This window comes from Bdellovibrionales bacterium, from assembly GCA_016714165.1.
GTDB lineage: Bacteria > Bdellovibrionota > Bdellovibrionia > Bdellovibrionales > UBA1609 > JADJVA01.
In genome coordinates, this window is record JADJNU010000001.1 from 1,647,228 (window position 1) to 1,670,931 (window position 23,704).

23 protein-coding genes are annotated in these 23,704 nt (G+C 43.5%); 6 read left to right on the plus strand and 17 right to left on the minus strand.

Annotated elements, in window-relative coordinates:
* Nucleotides 1-100: 100 nt before the first annotated feature.
* Genes IPJ71_07275 through IPJ71_07290 form a run of 4 tightly spaced genes read left to right on the plus strand, consistent with a single transcriptional unit; the run spans nucleotide 101 to nucleotide 3,853 of the window.
* Nucleotides 101-1,453: a glycosyltransferase gene (locus IPJ71_07275; GenBank protein ID MBK7843483.1), complete on the plus strand. Its 1,353-nt coding sequence runs from the start codon at nucleotides 101-103 to the stop codon at nucleotides 1,451-1,453.
* Nucleotides 1,437-2,537, plus strand: coding sequence for a glycosyltransferase (locus IPJ71_07280; GenBank protein ID MBK7843484.1), 1,101 nt, complete (start codon nucleotides 1,437-1,439; stop codon nucleotides 2,535-2,537). Before IPJ71_07275 ends, IPJ71_07280 begins: the two co-directional genes overlap by 17 nt.
* Complete coding sequence (locus IPJ71_07285; GenBank protein ID MBK7843485.1) at nucleotides 2,521-2,898, plus strand: hypothetical protein; 378 nt, start codon at nucleotides 2,521-2,523, stop codon at nucleotides 2,896-2,898. The genes IPJ71_07280 and IPJ71_07285 overlap by 17 nt, the downstream gene beginning before the upstream one ends.
* On the plus strand, nucleotides 2,873-3,853 hold the full coding sequence (locus tag IPJ71_07290) for a glycosyltransferase family 9 protein (protein MBK7843486.1): 981 nt from the start codon (nucleotides 2,873-2,875) through the stop codon (nucleotides 3,851-3,853). Before IPJ71_07285 ends, IPJ71_07290 begins: the two co-directional genes overlap by 26 nt.
* Nucleotides 3,854-3,868: 15 nt before the next feature.
* Here IPJ71_07290 and IPJ71_07295 read toward each other — a convergent pair whose 3' ends face one another.
* Nucleotides 3,869-4,855, minus strand: coding sequence for a glycosyltransferase family 2 protein (locus IPJ71_07295; GenBank protein ID MBK7843487.1), 987 nt, complete (start codon nucleotides 4,853-4,855; stop codon nucleotides 3,869-3,871).
* Nucleotides 4,855-5,967 (minus strand): DegT/DnrJ/EryC1/StrS family aminotransferase, encoded by a 1,113-nt coding sequence (locus IPJ71_07300; GenBank protein MBK7843488.1) that lies wholly within the window; start codon nucleotides 5,965-5,967, stop codon nucleotides 4,855-4,857. Before IPJ71_07300 ends, IPJ71_07295 begins: the two co-directional genes overlap by 1 nt.
* 98 nt (nucleotides 5,968-6,065) lie before the next feature.
* Between IPJ71_07300 and IPJ71_07305 the strand changes: the two genes are divergently transcribed.
* Both IPJ71_07305 and IPJ71_07310 read left to right on the plus strand, forming a co-directional pair.
* Nucleotides 6,066-7,133, plus strand: coding sequence for a Gfo/Idh/MocA family oxidoreductase (locus IPJ71_07305; GenBank protein MBK7843489.1), 1,068 nt, complete (start codon nucleotides 6,066-6,068; stop codon nucleotides 7,131-7,133).
* The gene (locus IPJ71_07310; GenBank protein MBK7843490.1) at nucleotides 7,130-7,750 is read left to right on the plus strand and encodes a transferase; all 621 of its coding nucleotides are present in this window, start codon (nucleotides 7,130-7,132) and stop codon (nucleotides 7,748-7,750) included. The genes IPJ71_07305 and IPJ71_07310 overlap by 4 nt, the downstream gene beginning before the upstream one ends.
* On the opposite strand, the gene IPJ71_07315 is transcribed toward IPJ71_07310, so the two are convergent.
* From IPJ71_07315 to hisF, 15 genes are read right to left on the minus strand one after another with little or no spacing between them, the layout of a single operon-like run.
* Complete coding sequence (locus tag IPJ71_07315; protein ID MBK7843491.1) at nucleotides 7,722-9,056, minus strand: oligosaccharide flippase family protein; 1,335 nt, start codon at nucleotides 9,054-9,056, stop codon at nucleotides 7,722-7,724. The two genes, IPJ71_07310 and IPJ71_07315, sit on opposite strands and share 29 nt — an antisense overlap.
* Nucleotides 9,057-9,092: 36 nt before the next feature.
* Nucleotides 9,093-9,785: an acylneuraminate cytidylyltransferase family protein gene (locus IPJ71_07320; protein ID MBK7843492.1), complete on the minus strand. Its 693-nt coding sequence runs from the start codon at nucleotides 9,783-9,785 to the stop codon at nucleotides 9,093-9,095.
* Nucleotides 9,785-11,368, minus strand: a complete 1,584-nt coding sequence (locus IPJ71_07325; protein MBK7843493.1) for a B12-binding domain-containing radical SAM protein — start codon at nucleotides 11,366-11,368, stop codon at nucleotides 9,785-9,787. The genes IPJ71_07320 and IPJ71_07325 overlap by 1 nt, the downstream gene beginning before the upstream one ends.
* A 25-nt stretch (nucleotides 11,369-11,393) precedes the next feature.
* Nucleotides 11,394-12,431, minus strand: a complete 1,038-nt coding sequence (locus IPJ71_07330) for a DUF115 domain-containing protein (GenBank protein MBK7843494.1) — start codon at nucleotides 12,429-12,431, stop codon at nucleotides 11,394-11,396.
* On the minus strand, nucleotides 12,394-12,630 hold the full coding sequence (locus IPJ71_07335) for a hypothetical protein (GenBank protein ID MBK7843495.1): 237 nt from the start codon (nucleotides 12,628-12,630) through the stop codon (nucleotides 12,394-12,396). Before IPJ71_07335 ends, IPJ71_07330 begins: the two co-directional genes overlap by 38 nt.
* Before the next feature lie 50 nt (nucleotides 12,631-12,680).
* A complete protein-coding gene (locus IPJ71_07340) occupies nucleotides 12,681-13,349 on the minus strand; it encodes a PIG-L family deacetylase (protein MBK7843496.1) in 669 nt (222 codons plus the stop codon).
* Complete coding sequence (locus IPJ71_07345; GenBank protein ID MBK7843497.1) at nucleotides 13,346-14,233, minus strand: formyl transferase; 888 nt, start codon at nucleotides 14,231-14,233, stop codon at nucleotides 13,346-13,348. Before IPJ71_07345 ends, IPJ71_07340 begins: the two co-directional genes overlap by 4 nt.
* The gene (gene neuC / locus IPJ71_07350) at nucleotides 14,230-15,402 is read right to left on the minus strand and encodes a UDP-N-acetylglucosamine 2-epimerase (hydrolyzing) (GenBank protein ID MBK7843498.1); all 1,173 of its coding nucleotides are present in this window, start codon (nucleotides 15,400-15,402) and stop codon (nucleotides 14,230-14,232) included. The genes IPJ71_07345 and neuC overlap by 4 nt, the downstream gene beginning before the upstream one ends.
* Before the next feature lie 52 nt (nucleotides 15,403-15,454).
* On the minus strand, nucleotides 15,455-18,280 hold the full coding sequence (locus tag IPJ71_07355) for a hypothetical protein (protein ID MBK7843499.1): 2,826 nt from the start codon (nucleotides 18,278-18,280) through the stop codon (nucleotides 15,455-15,457).
* A 15-nt stretch (nucleotides 18,281-18,295) separates the two neighbouring features.
* The gene (locus tag IPJ71_07360) at nucleotides 18,296-19,363 is read right to left on the minus strand and encodes a nucleotidyltransferase family protein (GenBank protein ID MBK7843500.1); all 1,068 of its coding nucleotides are present in this window, start codon (nucleotides 19,361-19,363) and stop codon (nucleotides 18,296-18,298) included.
* On the minus strand, nucleotides 19,360-20,016 hold the full coding sequence (locus IPJ71_07365; protein ID MBK7843501.1) for an acetyltransferase: 657 nt from the start codon (nucleotides 20,014-20,016) through the stop codon (nucleotides 19,360-19,362). Before IPJ71_07365 ends, IPJ71_07360 begins: the two co-directional genes overlap by 4 nt.
* The gene (neuB, locus tag IPJ71_07370; protein MBK7843502.1) at nucleotides 20,010-21,089 is read right to left on the minus strand and encodes an N-acetylneuraminate synthase; all 1,080 of its coding nucleotides are present in this window, start codon (nucleotides 21,087-21,089) and stop codon (nucleotides 20,010-20,012) included. The genes IPJ71_07365 and neuB overlap by 7 nt, the downstream gene beginning before the upstream one ends.
* Before the next feature lie 4 nt (nucleotides 21,090-21,093).
* The gene (locus IPJ71_07375; protein MBK7843503.1) at nucleotides 21,094-22,287 is read right to left on the minus strand and encodes a LegC family aminotransferase; all 1,194 of its coding nucleotides are present in this window, start codon (nucleotides 22,285-22,287) and stop codon (nucleotides 21,094-21,096) included.
* Nucleotides 22,287-22,931, minus strand: a complete 645-nt coding sequence (gene hisH, locus IPJ71_07380; GenBank protein MBK7843504.1) for an imidazole glycerol phosphate synthase subunit HisH — start codon at nucleotides 22,929-22,931, stop codon at nucleotides 22,287-22,289. Before hisH ends, IPJ71_07375 begins: the two co-directional genes overlap by 1 nt.
* Nucleotides 22,928-23,695: an imidazole glycerol phosphate synthase subunit HisF gene (gene hisF / locus IPJ71_07385; GenBank protein ID MBK7843505.1), complete on the minus strand. Its 768-nt coding sequence runs from the start codon at nucleotides 23,693-23,695 to the stop codon at nucleotides 22,928-22,930. Before hisF ends, hisH begins: the two co-directional genes overlap by 4 nt.
* Nucleotides 23,696-23,704: the final 9 nt, after the last annotated feature.

Here is a 23,704-nt window from a genome sequence, read left to right on the forward strand (position 1 = left end):
ACTTTAAATACCGAAAAGTCTTCAATCCAGGAGATGTTTCCAATCTCGGCGCTATTTGGACTGAATCTCTGCGTATGTCGATAAGATATGTGAACTTTGCATGAAAAAATCGCTGTCAGGGAACACGGCACTAGATTTCGATTTGTTGATTGTCAGGGGAGATGTGGCATCCTTCACTGGATATTCCAATGCTTTAAGGACTCACGTTGAACTTCTGAAGCCATATTTTAAAAATATTCTGGGAGTTAATATTCATCCAACACTGGGAAAAAATGTAGTAGATCCGTCCTTTGAAGTCATATCCGATGAACGAGCCGATGCCGAGATGCTCGTATCAAATCGAAAGTCTATTCTCCTGAACTACTGCCTACCTACGGAGGCCAGGCGCAACCCGAATGCTCACAACATTTCCCTTTTTTATTGGGAGACCAACTGCCTCGATTCCAAAAGAAAATTTCCACTTTTTCTCAAGATGATGGACTCGATTTGGGCGCCATCTAGCTATATCTTCGAGTCAATAAAAAATTGGAATATTCAACGCCCCATAGCAGAAATCCGCTGGCCCTTTGCGGCGGGATTGAATCCCTCAGAATGCCTCAATCCTGGACCCAATGCCGCAATTTCTTTAGATGAAATCAACTCTTGTTTTCTTAAGCAGGTCACTTTGCCCATGAAAGTGAGCAGAAGAATCTGCGGATTCAACAATCCTCACTTTTGGTGGAATACAACTATAAAGCAATTCGAGAAAAATCGTTGTCTGACCCCTCTCTCGGAAGTTTTTCGTAATTCAAACCGCCCCTTTCTGTCGATTCTTATAAATGCACCGAGAAAGGGATTGCCGGTTTTATTAGCAGAATGGTTAAAGTTCAAATCTGTGACAAACGATAGATCTCCGCTTGTGATAAAAATTTCCAACATGAACGCTCAAGAGGGCAATCTTCCATTACTAGAGGGAATCTGGTCTTTGACTCATTCTATCAAGAAGCGCCTGAACTTTTACAAGTCCGACATTTTCGTCATCTTTGATCCGCTCACCGCTCACGATATTAACGCCCTTTATCGTTTGGCAAGAGCCTATATTTCTACTACTTTGGGAGAGGGTTTTGGTGGCACTATCGCGGAAGCTATCTCTGCCGGCTGTCCAGTCATTTCACCCAGACACACTTCTTTGACCAAAATGATCCCTCAGAACCACCCATTCATAATTGAATCCAAACCCATGTCCGTCTCACTGCAAGGGCAACCAAATATCTATCCGATATCATCGATTTGGCAGATTCCCGCCCCCGGCTCCCTTTCCAAAACTCTCATGCGCTTTGTTAAAACCGATCCTGAGGAACTGGCGTGTTCCGCGAGGAACATAACAACACAATTCAAGAACTATTGTGATATCGATTCTATGCGAGCGGCGCTGGAAGATGAGTTGAGGAGGATACGTGCACATTGGGATTGATATGAGCCCAGCCGTAATAAACAAAACGGCAATCCATCGTATTATTTTCGATACTCTTGTCCACCTGAAGAGCAGCCATCAATCAGTTAAGCCCAGGATCTGCGGAATTTCTTTACCATACGTAGCTATCAAGAAACGTCTCTTGCTTTCTCTCGTGCGACGCTGTCTGCAGTTCTTATTTTCTCACCCATTTCTTCTCTTCGTACTGCTGCCAATTGTGCGTATGCCAAGCCTAATGACAAAATACAGAACCATTTATTTTGACCCGCTCTACACTCTTTTTGAAGCACGAATAGATCATTCTACTGTTATAGTCTTGGATCTAACACCGATTACTACTCCAGAATTTCACCATCCCAATACCTGCCAACTCTACCGCTGGGCTTTCGCTCGACTATTAACTTCGAAGTGCCGCTTTGTTGCTATCAGTCAGAGTACACAGCAAGATCTATGGGTTAATTTTGGAATCGACCCTCACTTTGTGACCGTCATTCCACTCTACGCGCCACTTAACGGACCAATTGAAAAACCTATCAAGCCTAAAGACAGAGGAGACGATTATCTCCTTGTTGTCTCTAGCCAAGAATTAAGAAAGAATCTCAAAAATACCCTTCTCGCTTATCAGGAAGCAGACCTTTATAGAAAAGGAATTAAACTTAAAATCGTCGGTGGGCCTGGGTGGGGACACGGGGAGATTGCGGCTCTGGCACAAAATATTGCAGGAGTTGAACTTTTGGGATCTCTTACGGACAACCAGCTTCGTCTCTTATATATTCATTGTTTGGGGTTGGTTTTTGTTAGTTTTTGGGAAGGATTTGGTCTTCCTTATCTTGAAGCCATGCAATTTTCTAAGCCAATCCTTGCCTCAATAACAGGGGCGGCCCCTGAAGTATGTGGTAGACGCGTCTACTACGCCGATCCACATTCCGTTCATGAAATCTCTGAAAAGATGGTCCGACTTTCAAATATTGGTTCAAATGAAGTTTCGTATATGATGGAATCATACAAAGGTATTTTGGAAAAGTACTCAAAAAGCAAATACTTTGAGGCTCTGGAAAAGGTCATAGATGAGATATCGATCTAAAACCAAACACCTGATTCTGGCTATTTTAATGCCACATCAAGCGATTTCCCGTCTATTTCTTGTTAAGGGGACCTCTCTGGTGAAGAACTCAGAAGAGGTACCTGATTCATTTTCTCCCGACTTCTACCTGCTCGCTCTCAGCAAGGAACGGCACCGAGTTGTTAATTTTTTTTTGTTTAAAACTCCCTTACATTTATTTCTTTTTCCGTTCAAATTGATCTTGGCACCTTACTTGATTTTTCGTCTGATACTGATGAACCAAATGGTGGCTTGTTACATCAATGAACACCAACTTACCCATTTGGATAAATTACCAAAAGAACAAGGACCTGGTAATGAAAGTTGCTCTTGTAAAACCTGACCATATTGGTGATTTAGTTTTGTCGATCCCGGCCATCAGAGCTCTCATTCCACACTATGATATCACTCTTTATTGTAATCCAAGCACTCTATTTTTAGCTGAGTATCTGTTTCCTGAAATCAAAGTCAAAATCTTGAGATTCGCCCATTTGGATCGAACCCACAGAGTAGATCTAACTTCACCTGATCCGCAATTCGAGAAAGGAGATGTCACCGTATTTCTTCGCAAGGATTCCTATCTCGAAAATTTTGCGGACATGTACTGTGGAACTGATTACATTATGGTTGAACCAACAACCCACCAGCACGAAACTGAAATTCAAAAAAAAGCAGTCTGGCCATTGATTGGCAACTACAGTAGAACAAAGCACTTTCTGCCCAAAAAGTTCGAAAACTTCGACTTTGCTAAACCTGTAACATTAGGGTTATGCCCAGCAGCGGGGTTCTCTGGTAATGTGTGGCCATTTCACAATTGGGTCCAACTAGGAAAATTGTATCTTGAAACTGGAGCTCGATTGTTACTTATAGGAGGACTGAAAGAACAAAAGTTAATACAATCAATAAGATCTTACTTAGGTTCAAGCAAAATGGTTGAGCTCGCTATTGGAGACGGAGACATCAATGGGTTTCTTGCTCACGTAAGCGAGGCCGATTATATTATCGCTTCCGATTCTGGAACGGCTCATCTCTGTTCATTGGTCCGACCTATAGTTTCTATTTTTGGTCCGAGCCCCCCAAATCGTTTCGCTCCGTTTGGACGCTATAACCTAGTTCTATTCAAAGACTACTACTGCAGCCCTTGCCTTCAGCATGATAAAAAAAGAATTAATCACTGTATATCCAGGGAGTGTATTACGTCAATTTCACCCCATGCAGTGAATTTTTTTTTAACAAATGCGCCCTCCAAGAAACTCGAGTTCAAGGTCATACGCGGTGCGAGCCACCAGCGCTCTTAGCAAAACATCTCAAACCTACTTCGAGTGCCTTTCCTCAACCTGGTGACAATGTCCTAGGTCACTATCGAAAAGAATTGCAAACATCAAGAATTGCAAACCAGCGAGAATGACCATTAAGTCAAGAACCGCCCGCGGACCAGTAACCGCATTGCCTCCCCAAAACATCCAATCGAAAACGAGATAGCCACCAAAGAGGAGCCCCAATGGTAAAAATAAAAAAGAAAAATAAAAGAAAAACACCACAGGGTGAAAATCATAGAATAAATATTTGAAATTAAGCCTCCACAAAAAACCTCGGAGTAACATGGGGCTCACTCTCAGTGCATATTGGATACCCTTAATTTGAGATTGACGCTCTCCTTTGGTATAAATAGCTGTTCTTGGAACATCCCCTACTCGCATCCCATAAGCATTCAACCGAATAAGGAAGTCCATAGGGTAGCCGTACCTCTCCCAAGCCTTGTTCCAATTGATCGCACGCAAAGCCCTCGAATTGATTGCCGTGTATCCATCAACAACATCCATAACTTTATAATAACCAGAGGCAACTTTTGTTAATAAGGTAATAATCCAATTACCTATCAATCTCACCTTGGGCATTTTTTCAAGAGTATCCTGCCATTGAGTTGAAAAGAAGCGATTCCCTTTGGTGTAGTCATAGAGCCCATCAACGAGAGGATCCAGGAAACGCTCAACTTCAGAGAGATCCATCTGGTGGTCACCACCAATGACGACAGCGATATCAATACCAAGTTCAATCGTCTTTTGGTAACCTGAAATAATACCTCCGCCTGGCCCTTTATTTACCTCATGCCTTATCAAGATTATCCGAGGATCGTCCTGCGCTAGCCTCTCAACAACCTGTGCCTGATTGTCAGGACTCTTGTCATCGACGACAATAATCCGATCAAAAAGGGAGGGTACATTTCTAAGCGTTGGCTCGAGGAGTTTTTCCTCATTGTATGCCGGAATAACTAAAGAAACTTTTTTTTCTCGATACACTAGACATTGCCTCCTAACCAATCAACCAACGTCTCACAAATTTTTTTGACTTCCTGATCATTTATCGACTCGCAAATCGGGAGACTTATTACTTCTTCAGACATTCGCTCTGCTATTGGAAAGGAGCCTTTGCCATATCCAAGACTCTTAAGTGCAGGCTGCAAATGACAAGGTACTGGATAGTGGACCCCGGCTTGTATCCCATTCGATTGAAGGCCCTTTAATACCCCATTTCTGTCTTTCAAGCGAACAACAAACAGATGAAAGACGGCTTTAGCATTGGGCGCCTCCTCAAAAAAGAGCAATTCCGCTCCCAATTCACCAAGTGTCTCACGATACTTCAACGCGACTTTCCTTCTTCTCGAAGTCCATTCCTCAAGGTGAGGCAGCTTTACGTTCAAGAAAGCAGCTTGGAGGTTGCCCATTCTATAATTAAACCCCAAGGTATCGTGATAATATTTATCAATCCGCCCATGGTCAGCAATCTTTTTCATTTTTGATGCTAAATCCGCATCTTCTGTAACGACGATACCGCTGTCTCCCAATGCTCCCAAATTCTTTGAAGGAAACAAACTAAAGGCTCCCGCGTCGCCAAATGTTCCGACTCGACGACCTGCGACCTCGGCCAGGTGGGCCTGTGAGCAATCTTCAATTACAAAAAGGTCCCTTTCCTTCGCGATTGCCATCAGATCAGGCATATTTACAGGATATCCGTACATATGCACAGGCACAATGGCCCGTGTTCTTGGCCCGATTGCTTCCTTTACTTTCTCCAAGTCCAAATTTGGGCAGTTAGGTTCAACATCCACCAAAACAGGCCGAGCTCCCACCCCCATGATCGCTTCAATAGTTGCGATAAAGGTATGAGTAGACGTGATAACCTCATCACCAGGACCAATCCCAAGTGCCTCCAAGGCCAACAAGATGGCAGAAGTCCCGCTAGAACACCCGACTCCATAACCAGCCCCACAAAGCCTACTAAAATCTCGCTCAAAAGCGACGACCTCAGGTCCCTGTATGAACTGGCACTGACCAAGGACCCTCTTAAAGGCAGTCTCTAAATCAAAATTAAGACCGGCCATCTGCCGCTGCAGATTCATCAATGGAATCATTTTAAAACCTCCAACCTGACATTAACGCTGCCTACAAACTTACTGCTTGCATCAACATACTTCAATGAGTACAAAATCTCACTGCTTTAGGGGGCTCAATGTTAAAACCACTCAAATTTGGTCTTGTTGGCTGCGGAAGAATTGCAAGGAGACATGCTGACTTACTGAGTCAAGGCCTTGTCGAAGGAGCCACACTGGGAGCCGTGTGCGATCTGGATCGGGATCGTAGCTTTGGATTTGCGGAAAAGTATCGAGTTCCGTTTTACACTGATATGGCTGAAATGATGGATTCAGAGAACTTAGACGTCGTGTCAGTTTTGACCCCAAGTGGATACCATGCGGAGCATGTTATCAGATTAGCGGCATACAAGAAACCCATTGTCGTTGAAAAGCCTATGGCATTGCGTTTGTCGGATGCAGATCAAATGATCGAAGCTTGCGATCAAAATGGAATTAAACTTTTTGTTGTGAAGCAAAATAGATTTAATCAACCTATTGTTCGATTGAAAGATGCCGTCACATCAGGGCGATTCGGTAAACTTGTACTTGGCACAGTGAGAGTTCGCTGGTGCAGAACTCAAGAATATTATGATCAGGATCCTTGGAGGGGCACTTGGGGTCTTGATGGGGGAGTTCTCGCTAATCAAGCCAGTCATCATATCGATCTCTTAGAGTGGCTCCTTGGAGATGTTGAAAGTGTATTCGCCAAATCAGCAACAGCACTCGTCAATATCGAAACAGAGGATGTCGCCGTAGCCGTGCTCAAATTTCGCAACGGTGCGCTAGGCCTTATTGAGGCTACAACTGCGACAAGACCAAAAGATCTAGAGGGCTCCATATCGATTCTGGGAGAAAAGGGATCGGCTGAAATTGGGGGGTTCGCAGTCAATGAGACAATAACTTGGAATTTTAGAGATACCAAGCCTGATGAGCTTGAAAATCTCGCAAAAAGCAATGAAAACCCTCCGAATGTGTACGGTTTTGGCCATCAAACATATTTAAACCACGTAGTTTCTTGTATAAATACCGATGGATCTGCCCTTGTCGATGGCTTGGCAGGGAGAAAGAGTCTCGAAGTCATTAGCGCTCTTTATGAATCAATAGAGACTGGAAAGGAAGTCCGCCTTCGCTTCCGGCCTGACCGCTGCCGATTGGGCCTGACATGATTTCTCCGACTGCTATTATATACCCAGGTGTTGAACTAGGTAGAAACGTGATTGTTGAGGCATTCAGTATAGTTGGGCATCCTCTCCAAACGGGAGAAACCCCCACAACAATAATTGGGGATAATGCGATCATCCGTTCTCACACTGTTATCTATGCAGGTAATCAAATCGGGCGAAACTTTAGTTGTGGCCATAAAGTCAATATTCGAGAATCAAATATTTTTGGCGACGATGTCAGTATCGGAACACATTCTGTAGTCGAGCATCACACTGTCTTCGGTCATGGAGTACGCCTTCATTCAAACGTCTTTGTTCCCGAATATACAAAAATTCATGATCGGGCATGGCTGGGTCCAAATGTCGTATTGACCAATGCTAAATATCCACGATCAAAGAATGTGCTCAACGAGCTTAAAGGCCCGACCATCGGTGAAGAGGTCATAATAGGTGCCAACTCGACGATTCTTCCGGGAATTCACATCGGAAGACGAGCCCTAGTGGGGGCAGGAAGTGTTGTTACCAAAAATGCCGACGAAGAAACCGTTTTATTTGGAGCACCAGCAAAGATCATGAAAATGAGAAAAGAACTCACTTGCTACCAGAAGACTTCCTCTTAGTGGTAATCTTTTGAAATGCCAAAGAAAAAACTGCCCTGATATCGTAAAAAAGAAATCTCAAGCCATACCGCCATGGAACAGGCTGGACTCGTTGACTGAGTATCCAGGTAGCAATAAAACTTATAAAAAATGCAATACAAGTCGCCTGTGCAGCTCCCTTCGCTCCATTCAAGATGATCAAAAAATATGAAAGTCCCAGGTTAAGAACTCCCGTAAAAAAGGTCACCATTGCAAGATAGCCAGTTCTTTTCGCAAAAAATAGGAAATTAGCCACTAGAAAATACATCCCATAAAATGCGTTACCAAGGCAAAGCCAAAACACAAACTGAGATGCTTGCTCGTATTCGACAGGGACAAAAATAGACATAAGTGGAATCGCTATCAACCAGTAAAGAAGAGCCAGCAGAATCAGAGCCAAACCCCAAAGATAGCAATACCTTACAATCAAGTTACTAGCACTCCTCGAATTCTCTTGGAGCTTTTCATAAAGCCAGGGAAACCATGCCTGATTAAAGGAACCCGCAACCAATTTAATGGGAGCACTTACCTGGGAACCAACTTCGAAAAGGCCTGAAACTGAAGTACTTAGAATATTTGCAAGGAGCAGTCGGTCAGAAAAGCCGATGAGAGCGCCTCCAATAGCATGAGGAACAAGAGGCACCCCGAACGCCAGCGCATCGCGGAGATGATGGTTCGACCAGGTTGAACCTATCCAGCCATTTTTATAGATAATCGCCACGCCTAACAGGGAAAACACCATTGAAGTACCCAATTGAGAGAAAGCATATCCCTCCCAAGACCAGCCTTGTGAGATCACCAAATAAAGCGTCAATGAGGCCGACGAAAATGCTAGGAGAAGCAGAAAAGCACTGTACTTCTTAGTCTCCTTTGCGCTCTGAAGAAGAGCTAACACAATGTTTATCACACATTGAGTTCCAGAATTTAAGACAGCAATAAACGGCCAAAAACCAGGCAATTTTAGATAGCTCGCAACAGCATCGTAAAATACACCAAATAGTCCTAGCGAAATCAAACATGTAAACAGAGTTGCTACGATAGCAGTAAAAACATAGGACCGCAATTCGGGAGAACCTACTTCAAAGAATCTCCTAGAAACAGCTCCCTGGAAATTTAATCCAACCAGTGGAGTTAAAAATAATACGGCAACACCATACAACGAAAGCAAACCAAAATCGCTCGGTGACATATAATTGGTTAACAATGGTAAGAGAAGAAGAGGGAGACCATTCACCAAACCATTTGCAAAAGTATAGACCGCAGTCGTTCGTAGAATATTCCTAATCATCAAGAAATGTTCCAAAGATCAAAGAACATAGCCGTCTCAATCAGAGGCTCTCCCCTTTGCCAGTGTTTCAAAAACCATAAAATCAAATTCAGAATCAATATCTACCGACCTTTCAAAGGGCATAACATACGGAATACAGTCACTTGTCATGAGCCTCCTTTCAGCTAAAAGCGCGGAACAAGACACAACATAAACAGCGCCATTTAGAGCAAAAACCTCAGGCAAATCCTGTCTCCGGTGAATATCATTCCGCTCGATCAATGGTCTCAAATATCCTTCACTTGAAACCTGATACATCCAATAGGGACTTTTGCTAGGCTGGTTAACCGAAATGCAACTCCTCACCCCTCGATCCACACAGAGCCTAATTGCACAATCGATATCATCAGCTGATCTCAGTGGGGAGGTCGCTTGCAAAAGAACAACATAGTCATACCCTGGCAAGGATTCAACAGCATGAATAACTGGTTCTACTCCAGAAACATGGTCTTCTGAAAGTTCCGCAGGGCGAACGAAAGGAACCTCACAACCAAAGCGTTTCGCAGTGAAAATAATATCAGAATTCTCACTCGAAAGAATAGTCCTTGTCAAAAGCTTTGAGTTTCTTGCAACCTCTATTGTCCAGGAGATCAATGGACGCCCAAGCACTTCGCGAAGGTTCTTCCCAGGCACGCCCTTTGAACCACCACGAGCGATTATGACACCAAGAATTTTTTTACCCTGGTACATTAGATTGACGCTCTCTTCTCCTCCTCGATGGGAGCCTGAACTTTTTTTGAAATAAAATTAAAAGATTCTTCGTGCACTGCCACGGGCTCAATCGTCGAATCAGATTTGGCCCAATGCTTTTCTGCCTGATTCAGAAGACGGAGGTCTCGAAGATAGATTATTTGTTGTAATCCAATAAGATCCATTGCTGAGAACTTGTGAGATATGACTGCGGTTATAGAAGATGCATCTCCCAACTCGAGGATAAACTTTTCTAGATCTCCATCGTACTGATTTATAATAGATTTTTTGTAATTGTAATACCACTGGGATCCGGGATAAGGGGTCGCAAAATGAGGCTTAGCATACATTCCCATTTCGATCATTCCTTCTGCAGTCTCTCTAATTGTGGTAAAATCTTCTTCAGGGAAACCAATAATGACATTTGGAATTGGCTTAATACCCACTTCCAAACATTCTTTGATGGCCCTAAAATTAGCTTGGGCTGTAGATCCTTTGCCCAGTTTCTTAAGAATTTTTGGTGAAAAGCTTTCTATCCCATAGACGAGATGAGAGCAGCCCGCCTCATACATGGCCGCCAAAGATTTCTTATCTGCAAGGCCCGCATGAGAAGTTCCAGCCCAATGAACCCCTCGACAATTTTCATCATGAGGAACGCCATCCCTTCTACAAGTAGGTTGCAATCCTTCCTTAATCCAAAGTTCTGACAGCTCAAATAGCCACTTTTGTTTACTAAAGACGTGCATGGTCATCATGTTTTCGTCAATGAAGCTCGCAAAATCTATCCCATGCTTACTAACAAGGGTTTTAACCATTTCGACAATGTATCGAGGCGAATGATACCGAATATTTCTACCATAAGAAAATCGAACATCGTTTTCCCCTTTTTCGTCTGGCTCAATGACCATATCTCCAGTAGTTCCCAAGTGCCAACAATAGCGACACACCAGATTGCAACCCAAACTCCCGTTGATATCCATTCGCTTTTTTGAAGTAAAGATTTCTTCACTAAACAAACCTTGGGAGTTTTCAAAATAAATGTCCAGTGGCAAAAAATCCCATGCAGGATACGGCAAGCAATCGAGATCTAAAATATTCGGTCGCACTTTTGTTAAATGAGGATTTCCAGAACCATCTCTAAAACAAACGCCCAATGTTTCACTAAAATTATAATCCCTCGCATCTATCTTCTCGAGAACAACCGGAAAGGTAATAAATGCTTCACCCACAACGCCTAAGTCGATCTGCGGAATCCAGGTCATTATCTCGCGGGGCATAGAAGTCAGAACTCCACCGCCTAAGACTAAAAAAGATTTGGGTCTCTCTTCTTTGACAATCCGACAGATTCTCTTCACATGGCCATAAGTCGTAATTAATCCACCCACACCAATCACATCCCAGTCATCAGCGTTTATCACTTGCCTTAAAACCTCATCACCAACACGCCAAGCATTGGCATCAAAAATCTGCACTTGGTGTCCCTTTTTATCGGCTATCGCAGCCAACAGGGCAATCCCATACGGAATATGCTTTGGAACATCTTCTTCTCTCACTATAGGGTTAATCAATAATACCTTTGCCATGATCACCTTTCCTCGGTGTTTGAATTCAACTCAAAAAACCTTCCAAATCAGATATAACAATTCCTTCACCGAAGAGAGTTCGTCCCTCCGTACAATTGATTGTCCTAGATTCAGATTTCAAAACCATCGAGAGAAAATTGCACCGATACCAATAGTAGGTTGGATCAGTATAGTATTCCTGTCCATCAAAAGGAAATATCACTTGTTTAAAACAAGCAGCAATTTCCTTGTCTGACCCCAAATGCTTAATGTATTCATAGTAAAGTTGAGTATTCTCATAAGGAGTATCGGCATAGTATCCCATGTCCATCCCCACCATTCCTATTTCTGGAATTTTTAATATCGTACTGGCGAACACCCAAGCTGCTGATCCAACATTTCCGCCGGTATTCATACTCGGTAGCCGGTTCAGTTGAAAAAGACGACGGGTCAAACTGTTCTCAGATCCTGGATTATCCACTAAAGGGTTCCACCAAAATGCCTCAATCCCAGCCTCGTTGATTCTCGCCACAACATTCCGAGGTGCGGTCGAGGCTACGATAGCCCTTGTTTGCTTTCCATACTTATTAATCAATTCTATCGTGTCTGCATTCCTCTTGACCGCATTAGCTCTGAATTCAACATCTAAATCCTGTCGCAAAAAATAATCATCGTTCTTAGAATTTTCTTCAAGCTGGGGATCGCCAAACCATCTTACCATCCTGGTTACATGAGGATCAAGAGTCAGCACAAAATCTGGAATTAGCCCCTCTCTTAAGCAGGCTGACAATGATGCATCTATAGCAACAATCACGCCATCGAATTTTGATTCTCTTATTCTCTGGATTGACTTTCTTTTAAAAAGGCTTGGGCCCGCACTGATGACCAATCCACGTTTAGGATTTTTATTCTGAGGAAGTTTTACCTCCCTAATTGTTTTTTGAACCCTCGTAAACTCCAGGTTTTCCTCTGCATTCCTAAGAATCCCATTCTCGTGAAGCTGCCGACCACCTGACATGACCGATTGAAACACGGAGGAAAAGATGTCAGCCACGCTCAGAATCCTGGCTGGCTTCATTGTCATTAAATCCTTCTTCTAACTCTTTATCTCCGTCCCATTCCAAAGCCGTATCATCAATATAGACCATGCTCCCACAAATATTAGCCATAGCCCTTACTCTTAATCGATCCTTGATTGTCGTGCTGGCGTTACCATCGTCCGTTTCCTTCGTCGGCTCGACTTTATTCTTCACAGTAAAATTTCCCTTCAAAAAATCGCTCATTCCCCTGCTCCTCAAATTGATTTGTGACGAGTTAAAGAGTCTCACCAATATCACCAGATCTCTCTCAAAACAATAAAAGCCTCCGCCGCAGAGGCGCCAGAAGTGGCCCCACGTAAAAGCGCCAAAGCTCTTATGGATTTTTCACTGCGAGGAAATGGGTGCTCGGCTAGCTCACCCAAATAGAGCCGCATAATTTCAATTTTACGCTCCAAAAATTGACTAATATCAACGAAAAGATTCGGGCGAAATCCAGGATCCTCCGGACGCAAACCAAATTCTGTTTCGGAAAGGGTCTCATAGGCTCTAATTGAAGTAATAAATGGATTTCTAAACGATTTAGTTGCGGATAGAGAAGCATCAAATACGGCCGTATGATCACTGTGGGCGTCAAGACGATGAGGCACATAAACAATATTTGGCCTAATCGTTTGGATAACACGCGATATTTCGCCGACAATATCCTTCTTCGGGTATGTATCCAAAGCCATGGCATCAAATTTTCCCAAAACAACCTGAGAAAATCCATACTGGGCTGCCACTAGGTCTATTTCATGAGCACGTTCTGTGATCTTTTCACTGCTAAATCCATTATTGATGTTCATTCTGGAGATAATCAGCCAATTTACGCTGTCTCCAGCAGCTTTGTGTCGCAGCAGTGTCCCGCCGCAACCCAATGTTTCATCGTCTGGGTGCGGCGATATAACCAAAACAGATTTCATAAATAACTCCCCACCAAGGGCATGTGTTCAAACTCATGTGCAACAATCCTGATACCGCCATCGGCGCACTTTACAACGATTTCATTGTTATGAGTATTTAATACTTTTCCGGGTTCAATGTTTCCTGCGATTGTCTCCCCCACGATTTGAACTCTCCAGATTCGAACCATCTTGCCATTGAAAATGATATGAGCCCCAATGTATGGACGACTCAACGCTCGAGTCAAATTGTAGATTGACCGACAACTCATCCTCCAATCAATTTCACCATCTCTCTCGTTTCTCTTTCGCCAAGAATTCGCTTGAGAATTATCCTGCACAATACGCTCGAAATCTCCCGATCGAAGTCTTGGGGTAAACTCAGCGATTTGAGTCAATGCTACTTCGGTCACGCGTGAATACAAGTCAGCTGCAGTATCGCTGTCAAAAATGGGAATCAAATGTTGACTTAAGATATCACCGGAGTCGGCACCTTGATCCATGAAAAAAAATGTCGAAGCCGTCTGACTTAATCCCAACGAAAGAGCCCACACGAGAGGGTGTCTACCACGATTTTGTGGCAGACAAGCAGGATGGAATCCCACCACACCCAGCGGTGGTAAAATTAAAATTTCCAAATCCAACAAATGGCTCCAGCCAAAACAGTAAATTACCGTGGGCCCCGTTTTCTTGAGAAACTCCTCCATCTCACCCGATTTTGCCTTGTCAGCAAAAAAAACGGGGGTCCCTCTCGCCTGTGCAATAGGAGATAGATCTCGAAAATCAGAATTAAATTTTGACTGAGTCTTGGTGATTACACCGACTACCTCTACGTCATCTAGGTCATAAACCATCGAAAGGGCGCACTCACTAAACTCCACGCATCCTATAAATGCTATCCTCACAAACTAAACTCGATATCATAAAAGAATTTCATCAAAATCCCCTTTAGATCAACAGTCTTAATTTTCTCGATGATTTTTCTGCTTGTATCGCCGTCGCCATAGGGACTTCTGTAATCCTTTAAGCTCCCTTTAAACTGAACACTCATTCCCTTTTTTATAGCAGCAGTGATTTCTTCATTTTTTGCATCACATTGAATAATGCTTTCTCCCTGAATTCGTCCCCGCTGCCTTTCTCCAATATTTACAGTTGGAATTTGAAAAAAAGGAACCTCAATCAAACCACTTGATGAATTGCCAATAAAGACATCCACGAACTGGAGAACACTCAAAAAAAGATGCCGTCCCAAAGACGGGGTCAAATAAACCCTACCACCATTCTTGCTAGCATATTTTTCGAATTCCTCTATTAGCTCTCTTCCTTGCGCATCAGCGTTGGGATAAGTGATTATTAGGTTTGAATCAGGAAACTCATCCAATGACTTAAATAACTCCGAAGCCGCCTTTTTTTGGGAGCCTTTACTCAGTGTGACTGGATGATAGGTAATAAGGAAACTGGATTTTCCTAAATCAAATCCAATTCTTCTGACGACTTCATCCCTTGACAGCAAAACCGATCGCTTAATAGCCTCTACACCTGGTGCACCGAAGTTAAAAACGCGGTCGGGCTGCTCTCCTAACTGAATCACCCTCTTTCTATACGCCTCTGTGGCCACAAAGTGCAGTTGTGACATTTTGGTAATTGAATGCCTAATCGCCTCATCAACAAGTCCCTTAGTCAATTCGCCACCATGAATATGAGCTATAGGAACGTTTGCAACCATTGCTGCTTGAGCTGCAGCCAAAGATTCAAATCTATCCCCAAGCAATACAAGTAAATCGGGCTTAAGTCGCTTGAATAGGTCCGCAAATCCGATTGTTCCCAATCCAATAGACTTGGTAATTGAGCTCCAAGAATCCCCTGAAAGGAGGATTTCCAATTTATCCGCAATTGGAATACAATCCTCTTCTATTTCACGATAAGTCATACCAAACTCAGAAGATAAATGCATCCCCGTAACAACAAATTGAAGCTCTAGATCCGGATCATCTTCGATCCCCCTGAGCAGCCAATAAAGCAAACTATATTCCGATCGAGAACCCGACACTACACATATTTTTCTCACTGCCATATCATCTCTCTGCCTACTTGGCACCGAACCACGATTACCCAAACAGAAATTATTAAAACAACACTATTGACTCAATATCTAACCCGAGAGTCCTGGCGTCATCGCCCAATCCTGTCTTGGAAGGGACAAAAGTATTGGATTTAAGCATAAGACGAGTGAATTCCTTTATTGAATCCGGAAATTCAAATATCAATGATGTTCCCCTCTTCTCAATAAATCGAATCACACGATCATCAACCTTCACTTCTGGATTCAAGTTTCCAAATCCTTTATCTTGAAATTCAGGTTTCAGATAAGGATTCCACCCTCTAGTTCGAATCTCTAAAAAATGAGAAGGCTTTCTCACCTTAAAATCACCGTAAATCACTCCCTCACCTGTTGTCCAAATTTCATCTGTATGAAATTGCGCAATCCCGACTCTATGAGGATACACCGCCGGAAAGAGCTGATAGCTGATATTGCGAATATGTATTTTTCCAATACATTCAAGGTGTTCCTGTGTGAGGTTCTTAATCTCCATTTTGTTAAAAGGCTTTCCAGAACTGTCAAAAGGAAAAAGATATTCCATTTTATTGTTGTCAGCAAACCCCATCACTCGATTGCCACTCAAACGAAGATCTACATTTGATATATTTTCACATTTTGGATTATTTCGATTGGTCAATTCTATCGCTATTCCTTCCGATATATTACCTCTGTACATTCCTTGCGCAAAATTAAAAGCAAGAGACCGGCCATCGCCATCCAAAATCCATCGATCGGAAGTGGTTTTAGGCCAATAAACCAATCTTTCTTCCAAGCTTTTTCTATCAATATCGTAAAGGTACCAGTCCTGGTGAAGATTCACATAATTTCTCGGAGCCCACCGAGTGGCCTCCAGTCTCGAGGCAGCAAGATCAAAATGGCCAGATAACTTTAGAAAAGGCAATCGAGTCAACTCGAGGGGTATAGGCGAAAAAACCCGCGTATTATCCTTTCTATTCAAAACTAGTGGACTTAATGATAATGCAATATCCAGAGGATCGTTAATCACCGCAACAGATCGGTCAAAATAATAGCTCAGAGAAGCGACGACATCCATAAATGGGCTAGCTGGCTTTAAAATAAGCAGCAAATCACTTTTGTCCACTCTGTTCACTACTTGCTGCAAGGAACTCGCCAATCCCTTCATCTCACTGCTTTTAATTTGATTAAAATCGCGCTGCAATGATTGAACAGAGAGCCAAACCAGCGAGAATACCGCCACACCTGCTTTCCATTTTCCAGCTTCGATCCAACCCGAAAGAAAAACCGTGCCGACCAAAATAGTATAGGGAATCAATTCCATGATTTGATAGCGAAGGCAGTAGTATTGAAAAGCGACAAAATCCTGATGGTATCCGGCATAAAACCAGGAAAATGCAATTATGAAGAGAACGAAACCAAATAAAAGCGACCGCCTTCGAACAAAATCCCTCAGGGACCCAACAAACGCCAAAAAAAATAATGGCGTCAATAGGTCGATGATAACCGCCAAAGAGGACGTCTTCATTGATTCTAAAGCAGTCAGTCCTTTCAACCAATTTGCTCGATCAGAATTCGCAGACCCCGAACCAGGAAATTCCCAAAGCGAGTAAGCCTGGTAAGCATTTGCAATGAGGGCCAAAACCGCCAGAAAGAACACAGTTTCTTTGCATATGCGAACCAGTCTAAATCGCAAATTGGCATTTGCTCTAGCCATTCTTCGCATCATCAACCCTGAAAACACGATCGAAGTCAGACTTAGCGCCATGAAAGGTAACCAAACAGAAATGTCTGTGGTCTTCATAAATCCAAATAATGATCGATGTAATTCATAAAAATAGGGAAACGAAAAGAAATACCCATAGGCTATCGAACTTCCATCACTTGCCAAAATTCCTAAGAAGAAAACACTCCACCATTTAAATTTAATTGCAGATTCCTCAAAAATTGCAGCGACTACCCAAATCAAGAAAAAGAAGGGCATCCAAATAAACCCACTGATACGAGTGAGAAAATAACAACAGAAAAGTCCTAGCGAGAGAATCAGATAATAAACGAAGGAAGCCCCCCCGCCTCTGAATCGATACCCTCTTAACAAATAATAGACCCCTCCAGTGGTTAGAGCCAATGCCATGATTTCAGTTAAGGGATAATTAGAAAAATACACATGAGCGGGGTTTATAGCGATTAAAAATCCAGTCAAAAAAGAAGGCAAACGTTTGCCTCCCGTCAGCTCAAATGCAATCAAATATAAAAAGGCTATGCTAAGAAGGCTAAATAGGGTCAATGAATAGACCCGATTGGAATCACCAAAGATTTCTCCAAAAATCGCTAACCATGCGGGATGCAGGTGATAAAACTGAAATAGAAGTTCAGAGGAACCCTCTGCCTTAAAATAGACTCCAGGCCTTGCTATACCGCCATATTTGCCCCTAACCGTGTCCATCTTACTGTGGACTCTATTGAATAAGTCATAATATTCCGCTAGCTCGACGTTTTTAAACTCTTCTCTCACCGGATCAACCAGTGAGGTTGCACCTGTCCGACTCATAAATGCGGACGCAATAACATATACACCCTGGTCCTGCCCGCCCGTGACAAAAAGGGAAGGAGATGCCCTAAAAAAAATCGCTATCAGTAATATAACCAAAAGTTCAATCTTAAATTCTTCAGTTTTAAAAACGAATTTAAATTCATACTTGAATCGCAATATCCCTATTACGAATAAAAAGGCAACCAAACCTACACCGATTGAATGCAATCCACTAAACAGACCAAGACAGAGAAGTCCCAAAGCGGCAGCGCTCGTTAACACAAGCCAAATACAAAATAGATCGAGAGCCGATACAACTTTATAGAAACTTTTATCGTTCATCTGTCCGATCCATATTTAGCTTTGGTAATCGAAAACACCCTCAAAATCGCTATTAACACGCCGCAATTCCTCGTGTCGACCGATATCAGCCCAGTAACCTCGAATCGGGTAAGCTGCTGTCTTTACCTTTCGGTCGATGAACTGATGGAACAAAGTAGGCATGTCCAAATACTCATCCTTTGCTACCATGCCAACTGCGTCTGAACTCAATACGTAAATGCCAGCATTAACAAAAAAACTTTTTGTTGGTTTCTCGCTCATTTCAGTAATAAAATCATCTTCGACTCTAACGACGCCATAAGGCACTTGGACTTCGTATTTGCGCACGGCCATAGTTGCTATGGCTTTCTGAGCATCGTGAAACTCAAGAAGTGATCCAAAATCCAAGTTAGTTAGGACGTCGCCATTCATAACTATAAGCGGTCCGGGCGGAAGCTCAGGGAGTAGGGACAGAGAGCCTGCTGTCCCAAGCGGCTGCTTTTCATGTAAATATTCGATACTAACATTCCACCGGGAACCGTCGCCAAAATAGTCCCGAATCATATCAGCACGATAATTCACTGATACAAAAAATCGCCTGAAGCCAGATTTTGAAAACTGCTTAATAGTAGTCTCAAGCATGGGCTTGCCACCCACTTTAATGAGTGGCTTTGGACAGGAATCTGTCAATGGACTTAGTCGCGTGCCAAATCCTCCTGCCATGAGCACGACCCAACTTTCTTGAAAACCGTTAACCAATAGATCATCCATAAAAACGACATCCTGAATTTTTCCATCATCAGTCAGAATGGGAAGACACCTTACTTCCTTTTCCTTCATAAGGGCCATTAATCCGGCCGTCTTAATACGAACGCCAGCAGCAATTGGACGCGAGTGCATAATATTAGAAACGGGCTGGGCGAGTGTTGCACCCTTAATCAAAGAGCGACGCACGTCGCCATCGGTGACTGTTCCCATCAAACGATAATCAGAATCAACGACAAACCCTATTTGAATAGAGCTGCGATCAATTACTCTTAACGCGTCCAAAATGGTCATAGAAGGAGACAACATTGCCGCCTTCCAATCTTTAACCGATGTCATTTATTTTTCTCCGCTTCTCGAGCTTCTGCAGGCACCCCTAAAATAACCACATTGTCTGGGAAGGATTTAGTTACAACAGCACCCGCGCCAAGAAGACATCCCCTCCCAATCTGCACCCCTTGAATAATCGAAGCTCCCACCCCTACATGGGTGTTCATTCCGATAACGACACCTCCTGATATCACACATCCAGGCGCAATATGGCAGTGATCCCCGATCACGCAATCGTGATCGATAAGCGAACCTGTGTTCAAGATCACATTCCGCCCAATACTTGTCCCCGTCTGGACTACAACACCGGCTGCAATCTGGCAGCCTTCACCCAATACGACCTCTGAGTCCACAATTGCCTTTGAGTGTATGACTTTGAGGAACGAGTATCCTAGATCTTTAAAGCGCACAAAGCAATCCCGCCTTGCGGTGCTTACGCCCACTGAGCCAAGTCCATTTACTAAGGAAATCTCTTTTGGGGAATACTTTAAAACCTTACTTTCGCTGCCAATGATGTTTGCCCCTAAATGCACTTTCTCACCAATTCGTTTATCGTCTTTTTCTACACAGCCGAGGACCTTGATTCCCATTGAAAACAAGGCACTCAATATTACCCTGGCATGACCTCCAGCCCCCAAAACAATGACAGGCAGATCTACCATACAATCAACTCATCTTGTCCGTAGCTACGATCTGACTTCAAACCAATTAACTCATAAACACGAAACGGTGACACCCCCACACCTGGGCGCTTGAAACTCAGGTTATGCCATCCAAACTCCTCGCCTTTGTCAATGGGTCGAGAGGCCACTAGGCTCTTACGAATAACTGAGATGTTTGGTATCTCTTCAGGGCTTGGCACCTTTTTGCCCTCTCCCAATGCTTGACTCACCTGTCGTATGGACGTCACCATTTTTTCGAATTCATCAAATTCAAGAGATGCTTTATGATCGGGTCCCGAGAGATTTCTATCTAAAGTCACATGCTTTTCAATGACCAAAGCACCAAGAGCTACTGCCGCAATAGGGACAGCAATCCCCTGAGAATGATCAGACAGTCCCACGGGCAAGTTGAACTCATCTCGAAGGGTTTTCATTGCGTTCAGATTAATAGAAGAAAATGGCGCTGGATACTCCGAAGTGCAATGAAGCACAGTTACCATACGAGCCAAGGCATCCCGACCTAAATCAGATTCTAAAATTTTGCAGAACACAGCCAGTGATGGTTTCTCACTCTCCGGCGCCACCATCCCAAAAGCAAGAGCTCCCAAGGCCAATCTTACTTCTTCAAGATGACTCATACCGGTAGATAGGATAACTGGTTTCTGGCTCCTCCCGGCAGCCACAAGCAATGGAGCATTTGTGATCTCGCCCGAGGGAATCTTAATGCGATCGACTTCAATTTCGCGCACTAAGAACTCAAGTGCCTCTTCGTCAAAAGGCGTCGACAAAAATTCAACATCTAAATCGGAACAAATATCACGCAACAAAAAGTGCTCTTGACGAGACAATTCAAGAGCTTTCAGCATTTCAAATTGGTTCCCAGCAGCTCCCAAATTTAGTTTTTGATATTCCGCCTTCGGCGCATTTGCCGTCACCAGGTTTTCTGCCTTAAATGTCTGAAATTTAACCACGTCTGCCCCACATTCAGCAGCTCTCATGACGTGTTGCTTGGCCAATTCGAATGACCCATTATGGTTCACCCCAACTTCTGCAATGATCAGACAATTTTTCATGAGTTTAGTCCTTACTGGCTAACCGATTGTAAAGAAAAGCGCTACTCGGCAAACAAATGATCGCTCCCCTAACTTGGTTGGCCGTTTCCAATGGCATCTTAGGATATTCATCCAAAAATTTTAGTTCTGGCAATAGATTCCAAGCGGGACGCACCATTATCCGGTTTGCATGACACTTATCGATAATTACGTCCCTCAAGTACGATAAATTGTCATTCAGCTGAATAGAGTTGAGCCAATAATTACTTCTTCCAAAACTTGGCTCTCTAACAAACCGAACCCCAGGCACCCCACCAAATGCCCTCCCATACTTTTCCGCCAGTTTTCGTTTGGCGTCCAAAAAAAGTGGCAATTGCTTGATCTGAGCGCAGGCGAGCGCGGCATTAATGTTTGGCATGCGGTTATTAAAACCCATCTCATCATGAATGAATTCCCAAGGATGAGGTTTCTTGGCTGTGGTTGTCAAATGACGAGCCCGTTGCGCCAGCTCCCTTTCCTGAGTGAGAATAACGCCACCTCCTCCCGCTGTAATAATCTTATTACCATTAAAACTGATGGCTCCCAGCTTTCCCCAAGTGCCTGTATGGCGATCTTTGTAAAACGAGCCAAGAGACTCAGCCGCATCCTCAACGACCACTAGCTTCCAACGGTCAGCGAGCTCAAGCAGGCATGTTAAGTCCACTGAATGACCAAATGTGTGCATAGGAACGATCGCTCTAATTGGACGGTTAGTTTTTCGATTCCAGCATCTATCACCCCTCACTTGGCCAATATCTGAAAGATAGGATTCCAATTTCTGCAGATCAATTCCAAAAGCCTCTGAGTCGGAATCAACAAAATGAGGAATAGCCCGGCAATAAAGAACAGCATTTGCTGTCGCAACAAAGGTCAGAGCAGGGATTAATACTTCATCATTCTCCTCAATTCCGGCCAAGAGCAATGAAACGTGAAGAGCGCTAGTTCCGTTCACTACAGCGACAGCATAAGCGCTACCTGTGTAATCCCGGACAGCTTTTTCAAAACGATCCACGAATTCTCCAACAGATGAAACAAAAGTTGATCGAATACATTCACTCACCAACTCAATTTCATCCCCACAAAACCATGGTTCGTGGAGCCCAGCTCCGCTTGGGAACAAGGACACCAGTGTATCAACTATTCCATCAATAACTTCGTAATGGTGCTTTTGTTTTTCCATCATAAGCTCAAAAAATTATTGATCATCTTGAGACCCGCAGGACCGCTCCGTTCAGGATGAAACTGACATCCATAAACCTTCCCGATACCAACCGCAGCGACTATCTTATGCCCGCCGTAAACCGCATACGACATCACCTCACTCGGGTTGAGAACAAAAGCCGAATAGGAATGTAAAAAGTAAGCTGAAGTACCTCGATCAAGCCCACTTAAAATTGAGTTCTCCCATGTCCGTCCATCATCATTCGGCAAAAGTGAGTTCCATCCAATGTGAGGTATTTTAAGCGTTCGGCCGTTCGAATCCTGATTCATAATCTTTCGAACTTCGCCTTTTATTATGGCCAATCCCTCAAATCTACCAAACTCGAGGGATCGTTCGAACATCATTTGCATGCCCAAGCAAATTCCCAAAAATGGCTTACCTTGAGCGGCATATTGCTTTAATGGTTCAACCAATTCAAGGCTGATCAATCCATTCATTCCATTGTTAAAAGCCCCCACTCCTGGTAAAACCAAACGCTCAGACTGAAGTATTTCATCCGGATTGCTTGCAAACCTAACTTCAGCCCCTTGAGACTCGAACGCTCGTCTCACACTGAATAGATTTCCCAATCCATAATCTACTACGGTTACTTGCTTGCTCACGCTTGTCTCACTGGTATTCCCTCTTGTTTTGCGTAGTCACGAATATCTTTAAAATTGCCACGTCTATAATGGAGAAAATCAGCCATAGCGACAGATCCAATTCCTGAAAGGAAAGCTTCCCGAATGTGACCCAACTCTCCCATTCCACCACTAGCGATCACTGGGATCGTAACGGCATTGTTTACGTGCTTCAAGAGGTCAAGATCAAATCCCTTTCTAGTCCCTTCACGATCTACTGAAGTAAGAAGGATCTCGCCAGCCCCAAGCTCCTGTCCACGTTGCGCCCACTCGATGACATCAATCCCCGTACGTTCTCGGCCATTGTCAATAAAAACCTCCCATCGACCAGAGGCTATTCGCTTAGCCTCGATCGAAAGAACCATGCATTGGGATCCGTAGCGATGGGCCACATCGGAGATAATCGAAGGGTTTCGGACGGCCGCTGTATTGATGGCCACTTTATCAGCACCAGAACGCAAAATCATAGAAACGTCCTCAGTAGTCCTAATACCCCCACCCACGGTAAAAGGAATAAAAATATCACTTGCCGTTTTTCGGACGAGGTCAACGAGACTATTTCGATTATAAAGGCTGGCGACAGCGTCCATGTATAAAAGCTCGTCCGCACCTGAATCGTAATATTCCTTTGCAAACAGGTAAGGATCGCCTAACACCCTCAATCCTTCCAGCTGAATTCCCTTGATTAAATTTGGCGCCTTGACATCTAAACGGGCTATCAATCTAAGGGTTGGAAGAGTCTGCATCACACCCTC